16 protein-coding genes and 3 tRNA genes are annotated in these 14,486 nt (G+C 64.8%); 6 read left to right on the forward strand and 13 right to left on the reverse strand.

Annotated elements, in window-relative coordinates:
• Positions 1–8 precede the first annotated feature (8 nt).
• The 3 genes from ATN37_RS30745 to ATN37_RS30755 form a co-directional block, all read right to left on the reverse strand.
• A tRNA-Met gene (locus tag ATN37_RS30745) sits at positions 9–81 on the reverse strand.
• Positions 82–126: 45 nt separating this feature from the next.
• Positions 127–199 (reverse strand) — tRNA-Thr (locus ATN37_RS30750).
• Between the two features lie 311 nt (positions 200–510).
• Positions 511–593: transfer RNA gene (locus tag ATN37_RS30755), tRNA-Tyr, on the reverse strand.
• 224 nt (positions 594–817) lie between these two features.
• Between ATN37_RS30755 and ATN37_RS30760 the strand changes: the two genes are divergently transcribed.
• Positions 818–1,309 (forward strand): YajQ family cyclic di-GMP-binding protein, encoded by a 492-nt coding sequence (locus tag ATN37_RS30760; RefSeq protein ID WP_003941854.1) that lies wholly within the window; start codon positions 818–820, stop codon positions 1,307–1,309.
• Between the two features lie 71 nt (positions 1,310–1,380).
• On the opposite strand, the gene htpX is transcribed toward ATN37_RS30760, so the two are convergent.
• Together htpX and ATN37_RS30770 are read right to left on the reverse strand one after the other, a co-directional pair.
• On the reverse strand, positions 1,381–2,244 hold the full coding sequence (htpX, locus tag ATN37_RS30765) for a zinc metalloprotease HtpX (RefSeq protein ID WP_007728460.1): 864 nt from the start codon (positions 2,242–2,244) through the stop codon (positions 1,381–1,383).
• A gap of 153 nt (positions 2,245–2,397) precedes the next feature.
• The gene (locus tag ATN37_RS30770) at positions 2,398–3,447 is read right to left on the reverse strand and encodes a polyprenyl synthetase family protein (protein WP_037129929.1); all 1,050 of its coding nucleotides are present in this window, start codon (positions 3,445–3,447) and stop codon (positions 2,398–2,400) included.
• 104 nt (positions 3,448–3,551) lie between these two features.
• On the opposite strand from ATN37_RS30770, the gene ATN37_RS30775 reads away from it, so the two are divergent.
• Positions 3,552–4,814, forward strand: a complete 1,263-nt coding sequence (locus ATN37_RS30775; RefSeq protein WP_371748382.1) for a geranylgeranyl reductase family protein — start codon at positions 3,552–3,554, stop codon at positions 4,812–4,814.
• A gap of 55 nt (positions 4,815–4,869) precedes the next feature.
• On the opposite strand, the gene ATN37_RS30780 is transcribed toward ATN37_RS30775, so the two are convergent.
• The 4 genes from ATN37_RS30780 to menD form a co-directional block, all read right to left on the reverse strand.
• Positions 4,870–5,568, reverse strand: a complete 699-nt coding sequence (locus ATN37_RS30780; protein ID WP_003941879.1) for a demethylmenaquinone methyltransferase — start codon at positions 5,566–5,568, stop codon at positions 4,870–4,872.
• 37 nt (positions 5,569–5,605) lie between these two features.
• Entirely contained in the window at positions 5,606–6,751 is a 1,146-nt protein-coding gene (locus ATN37_RS30785; RefSeq protein ID WP_217018581.1) for a glycosyltransferase family 1 protein, read from the reverse strand.
• A 68-nt stretch (positions 6,752–6,819) separates the two neighbouring features.
• A complete protein-coding gene (locus ATN37_RS30790; protein ID WP_042453078.1) occupies positions 6,820–7,263 on the reverse strand; it encodes a DUF3592 domain-containing protein in 444 nt (147 codons plus the stop codon).
• A complete protein-coding gene (gene menD / locus ATN37_RS30795; RefSeq protein ID WP_218696054.1) occupies positions 7,260–8,873 on the reverse strand; it encodes a 2-succinyl-5-enolpyruvyl-6-hydroxy-3-cyclohexene-1-carboxylic-acid synthase in 1,614 nt (537 codons plus the stop codon). The genes ATN37_RS30790 and menD overlap by 4 nt, the downstream gene beginning before the upstream one ends.
• A gap of 68 nt (positions 8,874–8,941) precedes the next feature.
• On the opposite strand from menD, the gene ATN37_RS30800 reads away from it, so the two are divergent.
• Both ATN37_RS30800 and ATN37_RS30805 read left to right on the forward strand, forming a co-directional pair.
• Entirely contained in the window at positions 8,942–9,544 is a 603-nt protein-coding gene (locus ATN37_RS30800) for a flavin reductase family protein (protein ID WP_039972961.1), read from the forward strand.
• A 58-nt stretch (positions 9,545–9,602) separates the two neighbouring features.
• Complete coding sequence (locus tag ATN37_RS30805) at positions 9,603–10,430, forward strand: siderophore-interacting protein (protein ID WP_218696055.1); 828 nt, start codon at positions 9,603–9,605, stop codon at positions 10,428–10,430.
• Between the two features lie 66 nt (positions 10,431–10,496).
• On the opposite strand, the gene ATN37_RS30810 is transcribed toward ATN37_RS30805, so the two are convergent.
• From ATN37_RS30810 to ATN37_RS30820, 3 genes are read right to left on the reverse strand one after another with little or no spacing between them, the layout of a single operon-like run.
• A complete protein-coding gene (locus ATN37_RS30810; protein ID WP_003941973.1) occupies positions 10,497–10,943 on the reverse strand; it encodes a hypothetical protein in 447 nt (148 codons plus the stop codon).
• Between the two features lie 48 nt (positions 10,944–10,991).
• Complete coding sequence (locus ATN37_RS30815) at positions 10,992–11,987, reverse strand: o-succinylbenzoate synthase (protein WP_218696056.1); 996 nt, start codon at positions 11,985–11,987, stop codon at positions 10,992–10,994.
• A 1-nt stretch (position 11,988) separates the two neighbouring features.
• A complete protein-coding gene (locus tag ATN37_RS30820; RefSeq protein ID WP_037129937.1) occupies positions 11,989–12,633 on the reverse strand; it encodes a PaaI family thioesterase in 645 nt (214 codons plus the stop codon).
• A gap of 83 nt (positions 12,634–12,716) precedes the next feature.
• Here ATN37_RS30820 and ATN37_RS30825 point away from each other — a divergent pair, with 83 nt between their 5' ends.
• Both ATN37_RS30825 and ATN37_RS30830 read left to right on the forward strand, forming a co-directional pair.
• Positions 12,717–13,610: a 1,4-dihydroxy-2-naphthoyl-CoA synthase gene (locus tag ATN37_RS30825; protein WP_024487301.1), complete on the forward strand. Its 894-nt coding sequence runs from the start codon at positions 12,717–12,719 to the stop codon at positions 13,608–13,610.
• A 28-nt stretch (positions 13,611–13,638) separates the two neighbouring features.
• Positions 13,639–14,028 carry a VOC family protein gene (locus tag ATN37_RS30830; RefSeq protein WP_003941917.1) on the forward strand — a complete coding sequence of 130 codons (390 nt, stop codon included), beginning with the start codon at positions 13,639–13,641 and terminating at the stop codon, positions 14,026–14,028.
• Between the two features lie 97 nt (positions 14,029–14,125).
• On the opposite strand, the gene ATN37_RS30835 is transcribed toward ATN37_RS30830, so the two are convergent.
• Positions 14,126–14,485: a hypothetical protein gene (locus ATN37_RS30835; RefSeq protein WP_003942018.1), complete on the reverse strand. Its 360-nt coding sequence runs from the start codon at positions 14,483–14,485 to the stop codon at positions 14,126–14,128.
• Between the last annotated feature and the right edge of the window lies 1 nt (position 14,486).

Raw genomic sequence — 14,486 nt, forward strand, 5'->3', positions numbered from 1 at the left:
ATATTGTGTAGCGGTGACCGGACTTGAACCGGCGACGCAACGATTATGAGTCGTTTGCTCTACCAACTGAGCTACACCGCCTCGGTGTCGAGTGTCGCGCGGAAAGCACGGCACCACAATCCAGCGAGCCCCCTAACGGAATCGAACCGTTGACCTTTTCCTTACCATGGAAACGCTCTACCGACTGAGCTAAGGGGGCGTGGCTCAGGAGCGCGTTGCCGCTCTCTTGAAGCCTCCGAAAGATTACACACGAACGAGCGCCAGCACCAAATCCGCTGGTCATCGGGGCAAAAATGGTGCCGGAGCCCATTGTTGCACCGATCGGGGCCGCTGGCGAGGGCTTTGCGGGAACCAACTTGACCCCGCACTCCCCCGAAGGCATCCCCAGAAGCACTCCCGAGGCCCCTGAGCCGCAGCCGACGCCGGCGTCACCAACGCCCACCCGACCTCGGAACAAGCACAAAAAAGTCAGCCCCGACTCTCGTAAAGAGAATCGGGGCTGACTTGGTGTGGCAGATGTAGGATTCGAACCTACGTAGGCATAAGCCGACGGATTTACAGTCCGCTCCCATTGGCCGCTCGGGCAATCTGCCGTGCTTGCACCAGGCTTCGATCCGGCGCATTCGCAAGTATATCGCGACGTGCGGCGGCCGAAAACGGCTTCCTCGGTGCGGTGAGAAGAATACAACGAACACACCCCCATTTTGCAAACCGGGTGGTAACGGGCGGTGCCGACCCGATAACGTCGAGGTGTCCACCGGTATGGAAGGTGGGCGGAACTCGATGTTCGTGAACTACCGGAAAGCGGGAGTGTGAAGTGGCTGATTCGTCCTTCGACGTGGTGAGCAAGGTTGACCGTCAAGAGGTGGACAACGCCCTGCATCAGGCTGCCAAGGAGTTGACCACGCGTTTCGACTTCCGAAACACGGGAGCGTCGATCGAGTGGTCTGGTGAAGAGACGATCACGTTGAACGCCGACACCGAGGAGCGACTGCTGGCCGCCCTCGACGTGTTCAAGGAGAAGTTGATCCGTCGCGACATCTCGCTGAAGGCATTCGATGCCGGCGAGCCGGCGCAGTCCGGAAAGATCTACAAGCTGTCCGGAACCTTGGTCCAGGGCATCAGCAGCGAGAACGCGAAGAAGATCACCAAGAAGATTCGCGACGAGGGCCCCAAGGGCGTCAAGGCGCAGATCCAGGGTGAGGAACTTCGTGTGAGCAGCAAGAAGCGCGACGACCTCCAGGGCGTCATCTCCCTGCTCAAGGGTGAGGACTTCGGGATCGCCCTGCAGTTCGTGAACTACCGGTAGTAGGGGCTGCGCCCCTGTGCGCCTTTTTGGTAGTTCCGACGACCAGAAAGGCGCACAGGGGCCGAAGGCCCCTACATCCCCGCCATCTTCTCCAAACGCTCGATCCGGTCCGCCATGGGCGGATGCGTCGAGAACAGCTTGCTGACCTTGTCCCCCGCTCTGAAGGGGTTGGCGATCATCAGGTGGGACTGCGCCGCGAGCTTGGGCTCAGGCGGCAACGGCGCGGCTGCGACGCCCGACTCGAGCTTGCGCAGCGCCGACGCCAACGCCAGCGGGTCACCGGTGAGCTCGGCTCCCGATTGATCCGCCTGGTACTCGCGAGAGCGCGAGACGGCCAGCTTGACCACGGTTGCCGCGATCGGTCCCAGTAGGGAGACGAGCAGCAGCGCGATCGGATTGCTTCCCTGCCCGTTCCCTCGGCCGCCGAAGATGCTCGCGTACATCGCGAAGTTGGCCAGGCCAGAGATGACGCTGGCCATCGCGCCGGCCACGGACGAGATCAAAATGTCCCGGTTGTAGACGTGGGAGAGTTCGTGCCCGAGCACGGCACGCAGTTCGCGTTCGTTCAGGATCTGCATGATGCCGCTGGTCACGCACACCGCGGCATGCCGAGGGCTACGACCGGTGGCAAACGCGTTCGGGGCGTTCGTGGGGCTGACGTACAGCCTGGGCATCGGTTGGTGCGCCGTCGTGGCGAGTTCGCGCACGATCCGGTAGATCGCCGGTGCCTCGACCTCGGTGATGGGCTGGGCGCGCATCGATCGAAGCGCCAGCTTGTCGCTGTTGAAGTACACGTAGGCATTCATGCCGACGGCAAACAGAACGGATCCCCACAGAAGGAACGGGCTGTTGAACAGCGAGCCGATGAAGACGATCAGCGCCGACATCCCCACCAACAAGCCGAATGTCTTCGCACCGTTCGCGTAGCCGTGCAAACCGCTCACCTCTTGCCTCGCTGGAGCCGAAGGCTCACCCGAACTCCCCGGTGTATGCACCGGTTCTGTTCAGTCAACGAAGGACAGGGGCATCAGGGTTCCCACCCAGTGACTGTCGGGGTTTCCACCCGGTAGCCCCGATTCGCCGAGGTGTCAGCCGACTCGTTCGATCGTGTAATCGACGAGACGCACGAGCGCTTCGTTGGCCGGTCCCTGCGGGAGCTCAGCCAACTGAGCTTTCGCCGCGACGGCATACTCGCCCAGCTTTGCCTTCGCCTTGACCATGCCCGGCGAACGCTCAAGCAGTTCGAGGGCCTCTTCCACCAGGGCATCTTCGGTGACCGGGCCCGCGAGAAGCTCCCGCAGGCGATCTGCGTCGGCTCCTTCTTCGCGGAACGCGTACAGGACGGGCAGGGTGTGGACACCCTCGCGCAGGTCGGTGCCGGGCGTCTTGCCGGACTGCGCCGATACGGACGAGATGTCGATGATGTCGTCGGAGATCTGGAACGCGGTGCCGACGGCATCACCCAGGCGCTCGAGGCGCTCGATGTGAGCTGCGTCGGCGCCGGAGAAGGTGCCGCCGAAGCGTCCCGAAGCAGCGATCAGCGAACCGGTCTTCTCCCACACGACCTTGAGGTAGTGCTCGACCGGATCCTGCTCCTTCTTGACACCGATCGTCTCGCGCATCTGGCCGGTGACCAGTTCGGCGAATGTTTCGGCGATGATCCGAACGGCCTCGGGTCCGAGCGTCGACACCAGTCGTGATGCGTGCGCGAACAGATAGTCGCCGGCCAGGATCGCCACACTGTTTCCCCAGCGGGCGTTGGCGCTGGGTGCTCCGCGCCGCATGGACGCCTCGTCCATGACGTCGTCGTGATAGAGCGTCGCCAGGTGAACGAGTTCGGTGACAGTCGCTGCGGTGATGATCGACGGATCGTTCGGCACCGGTCCGAGTTGCGCGGTCAGGATCGTGAACAACGGACGGAAGCGCTTTCCACCAGCTCGCGCGAGATGCAGCGCGGCCTCGGTGAGGAAGTCTTCTCCGTCGGACAGCTCGCTGACCAACAACTCCTCGACATCGGAGAGTCCACCACGCACTACTGCGGCGAGCTGTTCGTCGCCCAGGTCGATGCCTGCAACGACGGTGCTCGATGCGGTTGCGTCGGCAGCAGTCTTTTCGGTGCTCACGATGTCAGTACCCATTCCTGTCGTCAGTGACGGCTCGGTTCCCACGGTAGTGAACCTAGCGGTTCGCACTCGGGACGGCCTCGCCACGGTGGCGATCGCGAGCCTGGGAAGATGTGAGTGTGTCCGTAGAAGAGCAGTCCCCCGTCGTCGATTCGCTTCCGAACGAAAACGACATTGTCGTCATCGGCGCAGGTCCCGCGGGTTCTTCGGCCGCGGCGTGGGCCGCCCGCAGCGGCCGAGACGTCGTGCTGGTGGACGCTGCCGTCTTCCCGCGAGACAAGACTTGTGGTGATGGACTCACTCCGCGCGCCGTGGCCGAACTGGATCTCCTCGGCCTCGGCGAGTGGGTTCGGTCACACACGACGAACAAGGGACTACGGTTGTCCGGCTTCGGACAAGAACTCGAACTCGAGTGGCCGGGGACGTCGTTCCCGCCGATCGGCAGCGCCATTCCCCGCACCGAACTCGACGACGCCATTCGCCGGTGCGCCGTCGAATCCGGCGCGGTCATGGTCGAGGGCACCAAGGCCGTCGACGTCGAACTCGACGGTGATCGAGTAGCCGCCGTCGTACTCGCCGGCCCCTCGGGACGAAGCACTCTTCGTTGCCGGACGCTGATCATCGCCGACGGCGTTCGCTCGACGCTCGGCAAGAAGCTGGGACGGCAGTGGCACCGGGACACCGCGTACGGCGTCGCGGCACGCGCGTATGTCGCTACGCCGCGCAGCGCCGACCCGTGGATCACCTCGCATCTGGAACTGCGGGACGCGGAGGGCACGTTGCAGGCGGGGTACGGCTGGATCTTCCCGCTCGGCACCGGCGAGGTGAACATCGGCGTCGGGACACTGGCGACGTCCAAGCGCCCGGCTCCAGGTGCCCTGCGACCCTTGCTCGACCTCTACACCGATCAGCGCCGAAGCGAGTGGCAGTGGAGCAGCGAAATACATTCCGTCGCTTCGGCTTTGCTACCCATGGGTGGAGCAGTTTCCAACATCGCCGGACGCAACTGGGCCGTGATCGGCGACGCCGCAGCGTGTGTGAACCCGCTCAACGGTGAGGGCATCGACTACGGCCTCGAAGGCGGACGTCTGGTGGTCGAACAGCTCGGCGCCGACGATCTGACGGAGCTGTGGCCGACCGTGCTTCGGGAGCACTACGGGCAGGCGTTCTCGGTCGCGCGCCGGCTCGCAGGCCTGCTGACGGTTCCGCAGTTCCTGCCCGCGTCGGGTCCGATCGCGATGCGCTCACGGGCACTGATGACGGTCGCCGTTCGGGTGATGGGGAACCTCGTCACCGACGCCGACGCCGATCTGACGGCGAAGGCCTGGCGGGCGTCGGGGGCCGCGTCGAGAAAGATCGACTCCCGACCGCTGTTCGGTTGAGCAAGTGCTGTGCGCCTTTATTAACCGCCGGGGGTTGATAAAGGCGCACAGCAGTTCAGGCAGTGGCGTAATGCAGCGCCACGATGCCGCCGGTGAGGTTGCGCCACTTGACGTTCTTCCAGCCGGCAGCCTCGATCTTGCGGGCCAACTCTTCCTGGGTCGGCCAGGCGCGGATCGATTCGGCGAGGTAGACGTAGGCGTCGGGGTTGCTGCTGACGGTGCGTGCGACCTGCGGGAGCGCCTTCATGAGGTATTCCATGTAGACCGTGCGGAAGGGCCCGAAGACGGGCGTCGAGAACTCGCTGACGACGAGACGTCCGCCCGGCTTGGTGACGCGGGCGATCTCACGCAGTCCGGCTTCGAAGTCGGAGACGTTGCGCAGACCGAAGGAAATCGTCGCGGCGTCGAACACGTTGTCGGCGTAGGGCAGGTACATCGCGTCACCTGCGACCATCGGGACCTTGCGCGAGATTCCAGCCTTGAGCATTCCCTTGGAGAAGTCGGTGGCGACGCACCAGGCACCGGAGCGCCCCAGTTCGACGGTCGAGACTCCGGTTCCGGCGGCGAGGTCGAGCACCTTCTCGCCCGGCTTCAGATCGAGGGCTTCGCGGGTGGCCTTGCGCCAACCCTTGTCCTGGCCGAAGGACAGCACGGTGTTGGTGAGGTCGTATCGCTCCGCGACGTCGTCGAACATCGACGCTACTTCGTGCGGTTGCTTCTCGAGAGTTGCTCGGGTTCCGTGTGTAGTGGCCACACCCGAAACGCTACCAACCCTCGTGCAGCGAGGGCGTTCAGGCTGCTCTGGCACCCGTTCGCCGCCCGAGGCCCTGCACGTCCTCGTAGTGACGGAGCAACTCTTCGCAGATTGCCGGCCAGGTCCGGTGCAGCACCGAGCGCCTCGCCGCGGAGCCGAACTGCACCCGCAGATCACGCTGACGAAGTGCGTCGACTGCGCTTGGCAGGAGTTCGGTGAACCTGTCCGTCGGCAGGAGGTAGCCGTTGCGGCAATGCGAGATCAGGTCACGTGGTCCGCCGGCGTCCGGTCCGACGACAGGCACACCGCTCGCGAGGGCTTCCTGGACCGCCTGGCAAAAGGTCTCGTGCTCGCCGGGGTGAACGAACACGTCCAGGCTCGCGTAGGCGTCGGCCAGCGCGGTACCGCCCAGTTGTCCGGTGAAGATCGCGTCCGGCATCAGTCGTCGTAGGTTCTCGCGATCCGGGCCGTCTCCGACGATCACGATCTGCACGCTGGGATCGGCCGCCAGCACCGCCAGTCGCTCGACGTGCTTTTCGGGCGCGAGGCGACCGACGAAGCCGACCACCAACCGGTCGCTGTCACCGATCCAGGACCGCCGCAACACCGAGCTACGACGCGAAGGCGCGAATCGTTGTGCGTCGACGCCGCGGGCCCATCGGTGCACGCGCGGAATGCCGTGCTCTTCGAGGGCGTCGACTGCCGACGTGGAGGGCGCGAGTGTCCTGTTGCAGCTCTTGTGGATTCGACGGGTCCACGCCCATGCGGCGCGGCTGGTGACGCCGAGACCGTAGCTTTCGGCAAATCCGGCGACATCGGTTTGGTAAACCGCGACGGTCGGGATCCCGAGCCGCTTGGCGACGGCCACTCCCCCGGCGCCGAGCAGGAACGGTGACGCCAGATGGACGACGTCGGGCGCGAAGGTCCGCACGGCCGTGGTCAATCGTGGTTGCGGCAGGCCGACGGGAAGTGAACTGACTTTGGGCACCATGACGGCTGGCACCCGAACCACCTGAACGCCTTCGTGTTCGGTGGCGGCAGAGGTGTCGGATCCGACAGTGTCCGGCGCAATGACCATGGCGTCGTGGCCAGTGCGATCGAGGTGTTCGAGCACGCGTAGTACCGAGTTGGTGACGCCGTTCATGTTGGGCAGGAATGACTCCGCAACGATGGCTACTCTCACACCGAGAACGGTGACAGGGCCAGGAAAAGTCCACGTCATGTTCGTGTGAAGTTCGGGCGAAGCGCGAACTAACTCGAGGCGACCGGCGCCGAACTTGCCGCCTGCGCTTCCCGCTTGCGCAGGTACCAGATCGACGGTCCAGCCAGGAGCCACGTCACGACGATCACCGATCCGGCCGGGATCAGTGCCACCGTCGCGTTACGTCCTGCTACCCGAACCAAATCGGGCTCGGTCTTGTAGTACTCCACCTCGATGCGCTGTCCCACAGTCAGATTGGTGGGGTAGAGAACGCCGAGTTCAGGGTTGTGATTCGCGCCGTCCGGTGTCACGAAGCTGATCGCCGAACGTAGCGAGCCCGCCGAGAGCACCTCGGCGGTTGCGGTCCCCATGTTCGATTCGATGGTCCGATCGTTGCGCCAGGCACCGAGAACCAGAATCACCGCGAGCACGGAAATGCCGACCGCAACCACCAGCACACCGATGCGGAGGCGACGCAGAACCGTTTGCGTCACAGCTGTGCCCGCACGGAAGCGTGGAGTTCGCGCAGCCCACTGCGATCCGTCGCGACCTCGAGCACACGAATGCCGTTGGCCGGTTGCGCCAGCGTCGTTGCCAGGGCGTCGACGGCGACCGCTGCGTGCGGCACGCGGTAGGCCGCGCACAGCGCAGCGAGGTCCATGCCGTGTGGTGTTCCGAACACTCGCTCGAAGACGCCGGCGTACTGCGGGTCGCCTTGTTCGAGGAGCTCGAAGATACCGCCGCCGTCGTCGTTGGCGACGACGATGGTGAGGTCGCTCGGCCTCGGCTCACCGGTCCCGATCAGCAGCCCGGAAGCGTCGTGCAGGAAGGTCAGGTCGCCCATGAGAGCGACGGTCCGGCCACCGTCGTACGCCAACGCAGCACCGACCGCCGCCGAGACGGTGCCGTCGATACCTGCGACGCCACGATTCGACAGCACCCGCACGGCGGGCTTGGGGTAGCTCACGAGTGCCGCGTCGCGAACAGGGTTGGATGCGCCGAGCAGAAGCTGGTCGCCGTCCGCGAGAGCATCCATCACAGCAGCGGCCACGTGCAGGCCGGTGGCCTTGGGGTGGGCGTCGAGTTGCTTGCGGACGGCAGTTTCGGCGTGTTCGGTCAGCGCGGCGCATCGAGCGATCCAGGCGGGATCGGGAGTCCCGGTGACCACTGCTCTGGTTCCGGTGGCGAGTACGTTGCCGGATACGTCCGGCCAGCGCGGCCCGGTAGTCAGCGCGTAGACGTCGACGCCCGGGTCGGCCAGCACCTTCGAGACCTGACGATGCAACGTCGGGCGGCCGGTGATGATCGCCTGCTTGGGCTTGAGTTGCGAGAGCGCGAGTGGATGCAGTGCGATCCCGTGCATCGGAGCCGTCGGCTCGGCCACGGTCGGCAGGCCCGCCAGCTCAGGCCGAAGCGCACTACCGTGTCCGGAAATGACCACCGTATCTGCGGTGAGATCCAGATCGACGGGAACGTCGAGCGTCGCATTCTGGGTGGTGGTCCAGGCCGCACCGCCGGGACGGCCCTCCGGAACCGGTCCCTGGACGTGAACGTCCGGCACCAGCGGCTCACGGAGCGGGATATCGAAATGCACCGGACCCGCGTTTCCGGATCTGGTTCCGCGGGCAGCGGCGAGGACCCGGCAGACCGCCGAGCGCCACTGGCTGTTCTGCGTCGAATCGTCCTCCGCCAGGCCCAGGCTGATGGTTGCGCGGACTTGACTGCCGAAGAGCCCGAGTTGCTCGACGGTCTGGTTGGCGCCGGTGCCGAGCATCTCGTACGGCCGGTTGGCGCTCAGGACCACCAGCGGCACTCGCGCGTAGTTGGCCTCGAGGACAGCGGGTCCAAGATTCGCGACGGCGGTCCCGGAAGTCATCACGATGGGGACCGGTCGTTTCCCGGCGATTGCCAGTCCGAGTGCCAGAAAGCCTGCTGTCCGCTCGTCGATCCGCATGTGCAGACGCAACCGGCCGTCGAGATCGGCGGCCTGGAGGGCGAATGCGAGGGGCGCGTTGCGAGAGCCTGGACACAGCACGACTTCACGCACGCCACCACGAACCAGTTCGTCGACGACGGCTGTGGCTTGTGCAGTGGACGGATTCACGCCTTCAAGAGTGTCAGATGTTCGGGCGCAAGCATGCCCAGGGGCGGGGACAGCGGCATTATGTGTGGGTGCGCACACTCTTCGATCCAGCCGAGCTCGAACCCCGCCGGTTCTATCAGTTACTCACCGCTTCGGTGGTCCCCCGGCCGATTGCCTGGGTGTCCACGCTGTCGGCGGACGGCGTCGGCAATCTGGCTCCGTACAGCTTTTTCACCGTGGCAAGTTCGGCGCCGCCGATCGTGCAGTTCACGTCGGTCGGACGCAAGGACAGTCTGCGCAACATCGAAGCGACCGGCGAATTCGTGATCAACCTGGCGACTGCCAGGCTTGCCGACGTGGTGAACCAGAGTTCCGCCTTCTACGACGCCGAGGCCGACGAGTTTCTCGAGTTGAACATCCGTAGCGAGCCGAGCGAGCGGGTTCGCCCCGTACGGGTCGCCGACTCCCCGATCGCCATCGAATGCACGCTCCACCAGGTCATCGAGGTCGGCAATTCATTTGTCGTGATGGGAAATGTGGTGGCGGTCGCCGTACGTCCCGAGGCTGTCGCCGACGACGGCCTACCGGACTTCGCGGCAATCGCACCGATGAGCCGACTTGGCCGAGCGCAGTGGGGTCTTCCTCCCGAAGTCGTCGAAAAGGACAGACCCACCACTCCACAGCGACCGTAAATCAGGTTAGGGTTACCTGATTAGGTACGAGTAACAGATAATCAGGGAGCAACCAGTCATGGCCAAGCGCGCCATGTTCGTGAAACCGGCCTCACGCAGCATCGTGTCGGCGCAGGTCGTGGCGAACAAACGAATCAGCCCCAGCTTCATCCGGGTGACCATTGCCGGCGAAGAGCTGTCCACCATCGCTCCGATGGGTGCCGATCAGTGGTTCCGCATGTTCATCCCGCAGGTCGGCCAGAGTGAACTCCGGTTGCCGAGCGCGGCCAGCAATCTCTGGTATGCGCAGTACCTGTTGATGTCCAAGGACACGCGACCCGTCGTGCGCAACTACACGATTCGCGCCTACCGTGCCGCCGGATCCGGTCTCTTCGGCGAGACCACGGAGATCGACATCGACTTCGCTTATCATGGCGACATCGGCCCGGCATCCGCGTGGGCGGACACCGCGTCGGCCGGCGACGAGGTCGCTCTCTTGGACGAAGGCTGCATCTACAACCCCACACCCGAGGCCAAGTGGCAACTGCTCGTCGGCGACGAGAGTGCACTTCCCGCGATCATCGGCATTCTGGAATCCGCGCCCGCAGACCTGCGTGCCGAGGTCTTCGTCGAGATTCCGAACATCGAAGACAAGCAAGACATTCCGGAGTTGGCGAACGTCAACGTGCATTGGCTCGTTCGCGAGGACGAACACGCGACGCCGGGTGTTCTGACCCTCGAGACCGTCCGCGCCGCCGAACTGCCCGAGGGGCCGTCGTACACCTTTGTCGCCGGCGAACAGGCACTCACCACCGGGCTGCGTCGGCACCTCGTGAACGACCGGAAGTTCGCCAAAACCGACATCACCTTCACCGGCTTCTGGCGCCACGGACATTCGGCTCACTGACAAACGCACCGAAAACGACGAGTGGCCCGAGAGAAACTCCCGGGCCACTCGTCGTTTTACGTTCGCTTATGCAGCGTGCTTCTGGATCACATCGCCCAGACGCGGCAAAGCTGCAGTCACATGCTTCTTCGCCGAACCGCGCAGCTTCGAGTACATCGACTTGACGACGGCCTTGTCGCTGCCCTCGATACGCTCGTCCGTCACCTCGAGGAGGGAATCGGCAACCGCGTCACCGCGGGCGCTGATGAAATCGGCGAAGCTGCCTTCGCCGGAAGCCGAGAATTCCTGCCAGTACGGCTCGAGCTTTGCCACGAAAGCCGGCAGAAGCGCGGTGACGGCGTCCGGCACGATGGACGGGCTCACCTTCTTGACCGCGCCGTAGCCACCCTTGAGAGCCAGCCCTGAGGCCCCCGACTTATCCGAAACCTCTGCGTCGATCAAGGTCTGCACGTCCGCGACGACCGCGGGAACCCGTGATTCCTCGAGCAGGGTTTCGTTCAGAGCTGCAACCACTTTCGATCCCTTCATTCTTCACTGATGTTCATCAGGTCGCGCCCGAGACTATACGAAATTCGGCTGGTCCCTACTGCCGAGTATCCGATGGCAGCGCCTGGCCCTCTCCAACCACCAGTCGCGCCGGTCCGCGGGCGCGGCCAGCGTCTCGAGCAGAACCGGATCAGGCTCGACGGCACCCACCGACAAAGCACCGTCGACAGCTGCCCCGGTGACCGCGACATCCCGGACGAACAGGCCGCCGGTACCGAGTCCGCAGGCAAACGGAAGGGTGGGCAAGGCTGCCGCGGCCGCCAGTCCCGCGGACATCCCCACAGCCGTGTCCAGAGCGCTCGAGACCACCACCGGCACCCCGTAGTCCGCCAGCTGCGCCGACAGCGCCACCACAGCACGCATTCCGCCCAGCGGCGGCACCTTCACGACGGCGACGTCCGCTCCGCCCGCTCGTACGACGCGCAGCGGGTCCTCGGCACGGCGAATGCTCTCGTCGGCAGCGATCCGCACACCGGTCCCCGCGGCGCGGACCCTGACCAGTTCCTCGACGCTTGCACAAGGCTGCTCGGCGTATTCGAGTTCACCGTCATCGGTGATCGCTCGCAAGGCCGTGATCGCCTCGTCCACGCTCCACCCGCCGTTGGCGTCGACGCGCACGTTCGGGATGTGCCGACGCACCTCGTTCACCCGGGCGACGTCCTGCGCCAGCGACTGTCCCTTCTCGGCGACCTTGACCTTGGCTGTCCGGGCGCCGGGGAAGCGCTCCAGCAATTCCGGAACGGCAGACGCGTCGATCGCCGGCACGGTCGCGTTGACGGGAACTGCGTCACGAAGCGCCGGCGGCGGACCCAGCCACGCCGCCTCGATCCCGGCGAGCAGCCACTGCGACGCCTCGTCGTCGTCGTACTCCACGAACGGGGCGAATTCTCCCCACCCGGCCGGGCCGCGAACGAGCAGGGCCTCACGAGTCATGATGCCGCGAAAGCGAACTCGCATCGGTAGTGCGAGCACCACGGCGTCCGCGATCAGATCGTCGAACGAGGGGAACATGTCAGGGCTGTCCCGGAAGCAGTTCGATCATGAGCGCCTCACCGTCGGCGAGGAGCTTGCCGTCGAGATCGGTCAGGCGCGCGCTGACAAAAGTCTTGCGACCCTCGACCCGATCCACCTGCCCCTCGATCACCAGTTGTTGATTGAGCGGAGTGATCGCGCGGTAATTGATGTGGAGGTAGCCGGTGCGGGAGATCGGACGGCCACCCGCGTGGACCGTCATCCCGAAGACGTCGTCGAACAGCAAGGGCAGGACACCGCCGTGAGCGGCGCCGTTGCCGCCCAGGTGGTAGCGACGGAAGACGCCGGTACTGCGGACTCCTTCGGTGTCGAACTTCTCGACCATCCACGGGAGCATGAGGAGGCTGCCGCGTCCGGGCAGTTGGATGTTCGAGCCTGCGGGCGACTTGCCTTCCGGGACCTCGTACGGAGTCAACCGATCGGCAAGCTCCTCGGCTTGCGTAGCGATGTCTGCGAGTACGTCGTCGGGAACATTGGTCGAGACGGCAAGGTCCTGCAACCTGCGCATCGCTTCGACGAAGCGGCCGAAGTCCGGACCTGCGGGAGTGTGCCGGAACCGTGGAAATCCGCCCCGCTTCTCACCGTCTGTGACGATCTCCGTGCCGTCTGCGGTTTGTTCGCTCATGACCTGCACGTTAGCGCGCCCGGGAACGTGTTCTACCTCAGGTATCCGTTAGACGCGCGAGCCGTGCCTCTATCGTGGCTCAGGTGACCTTCAACCCGCAGCTCTGGCGCCCTGTCCCCGGATTCGAGAACCTCACCGACATCACCTACCACCGGCACGTCAGTCAAGGCACCGTTCGCGTCGCCTTCGACCGACCGGAAGTGCGTAATGCGTTCCGCCCGCACACCGTCGACGAGTTGTACCGCGCGCTCGATCACGCCCGGATGACCTCCGACGTGGGAGCGGTGCTCCTGACCGGCAACGGACCCAGCGAGAAGGACGGCGGTTGGGCGTTCTGCTCCGGCGGAGACCAGCGCATCCGTGGTCGCAGCGGCTACCAGTACGCCGAAGGTGAAACGGCGGACACCGTCGACAAAGCACGCGCCGGGCGCCTGCACATCCTCGAGGTCCAGCGCCTGATCCGCTTCATGCCGAAGGTCGTGATCTGCCTGGTCAACGGCTGGGCTGCGGGCGGCGGCCACAGCCTGCACGTGGTGTGCGACCTGACGCTCGCCAGCCGCGAGCACGCACGGTTCAAGCAGACCGACGCCGACGTCGGAAGCTTCGACGGCGGCTACGGCAGCGCCTATCTGGCAAAGATGGTGGGCCAGAAGTTCGCTCGCGAGATCTTCTTCCTGGGTGAGACGTACACCGCCGAGGAAATGCATCAGATGGGCGCGGTCAACAAGGTTGTCGACCACGCGGAACTCGAAAACGTCGCGATCGACTGGGCCGGCAAGATCAACGGCAAGTCGCCGCAGGCACAGCGGATGCTCAAGTACGCGTTCAACCTGCAGGACGACGGGTTGGTCGGCCAGCAGCTGTTCGCCGGTGAGGCAACACGTTTGGCGTACATGACCGACGAGGCCGTCGAGGGTCGTGACTCGTTCCTCGAAAAGCGTGATCCCGACTGGTCACCATATCCCTGGTATTTCTGACACAGTAGGTGCGAGAGGGAGGTCGGACGTGGAGATTCTGAGCAGTCGGACGATTTTGCGCCCGAGCGAGTACGAACGAACGCTGAGCTTCTACCGAGACACCCTCGGTCTGGCGATCGCTCGTGAATATCCCGGCGGCACAGTCTTCTTCGCCGGCCAAGGGCTGATCGAAGTCGCTGCGCACGGCGGCACCGGCGAGGGCGGCTTTCGCGGCGCGATCTGGCTGCAGGTCCGGGACCTCACTGCCGTTCAGACCGAACTGGTTCTCGCCGGGGTCAAGATCGCGCGCGAGGCAAGACAGGAACCGTGGGGTCTACACGAGATGTGGATCGCCGACCCGGACGGGACACCGATCGTGATGGTGCAGATCCCGGAGGACCATCCCATCCGACGCGATTCCCGGCCACCGTCCGCGTAGTCGAGACACCGCTGTAGCCGAGACACCGCTGTAGCCGAGCAATGACAGATGCCCGCCACGACTTTCGTGGCGGGCATCTTTCGGTTCTTCACAAAGATCAGTTGCGCGTGCTCAACGCCTGCGAGATCTGATCTGTCTGTGCCTGGCCCTCGAGCAGTTGGCGAACCAGCCACAGCCGCAGCACCTTTGCCACCGATGCGGCCAGGAAGAGAGCGGCACCGACCACTGTCAGGGCGAGGAAAACCACGGTGAGGATCTGGTACGACACCAGATCCCGCAGGTCCGAGAGCGTCAGCGAAGAGATGTAGACGACGAAGGCGCCGACCACACCGACGACCATGAGCACCAGGCCCGCGATGCGCGTCGCCGCGTCGCCGCCTGCCTGCTTCTTGTCCAGCTTCAACTCTGCGATGTTCTTCTTGAATTCCTCACGGCGATCTTCGGCGAGAGTAGTCATC

Origin of the sequence: Rhodococcus sp. MH15, assembly GCF_019266045.1 — a bacterium.
Taxonomy (GTDB): domain Bacteria; phylum Actinomycetota; class Actinomycetes; order Mycobacteriales; family Mycobacteriaceae; genus Rhodococcus_F; species Rhodococcus_F qingshengii.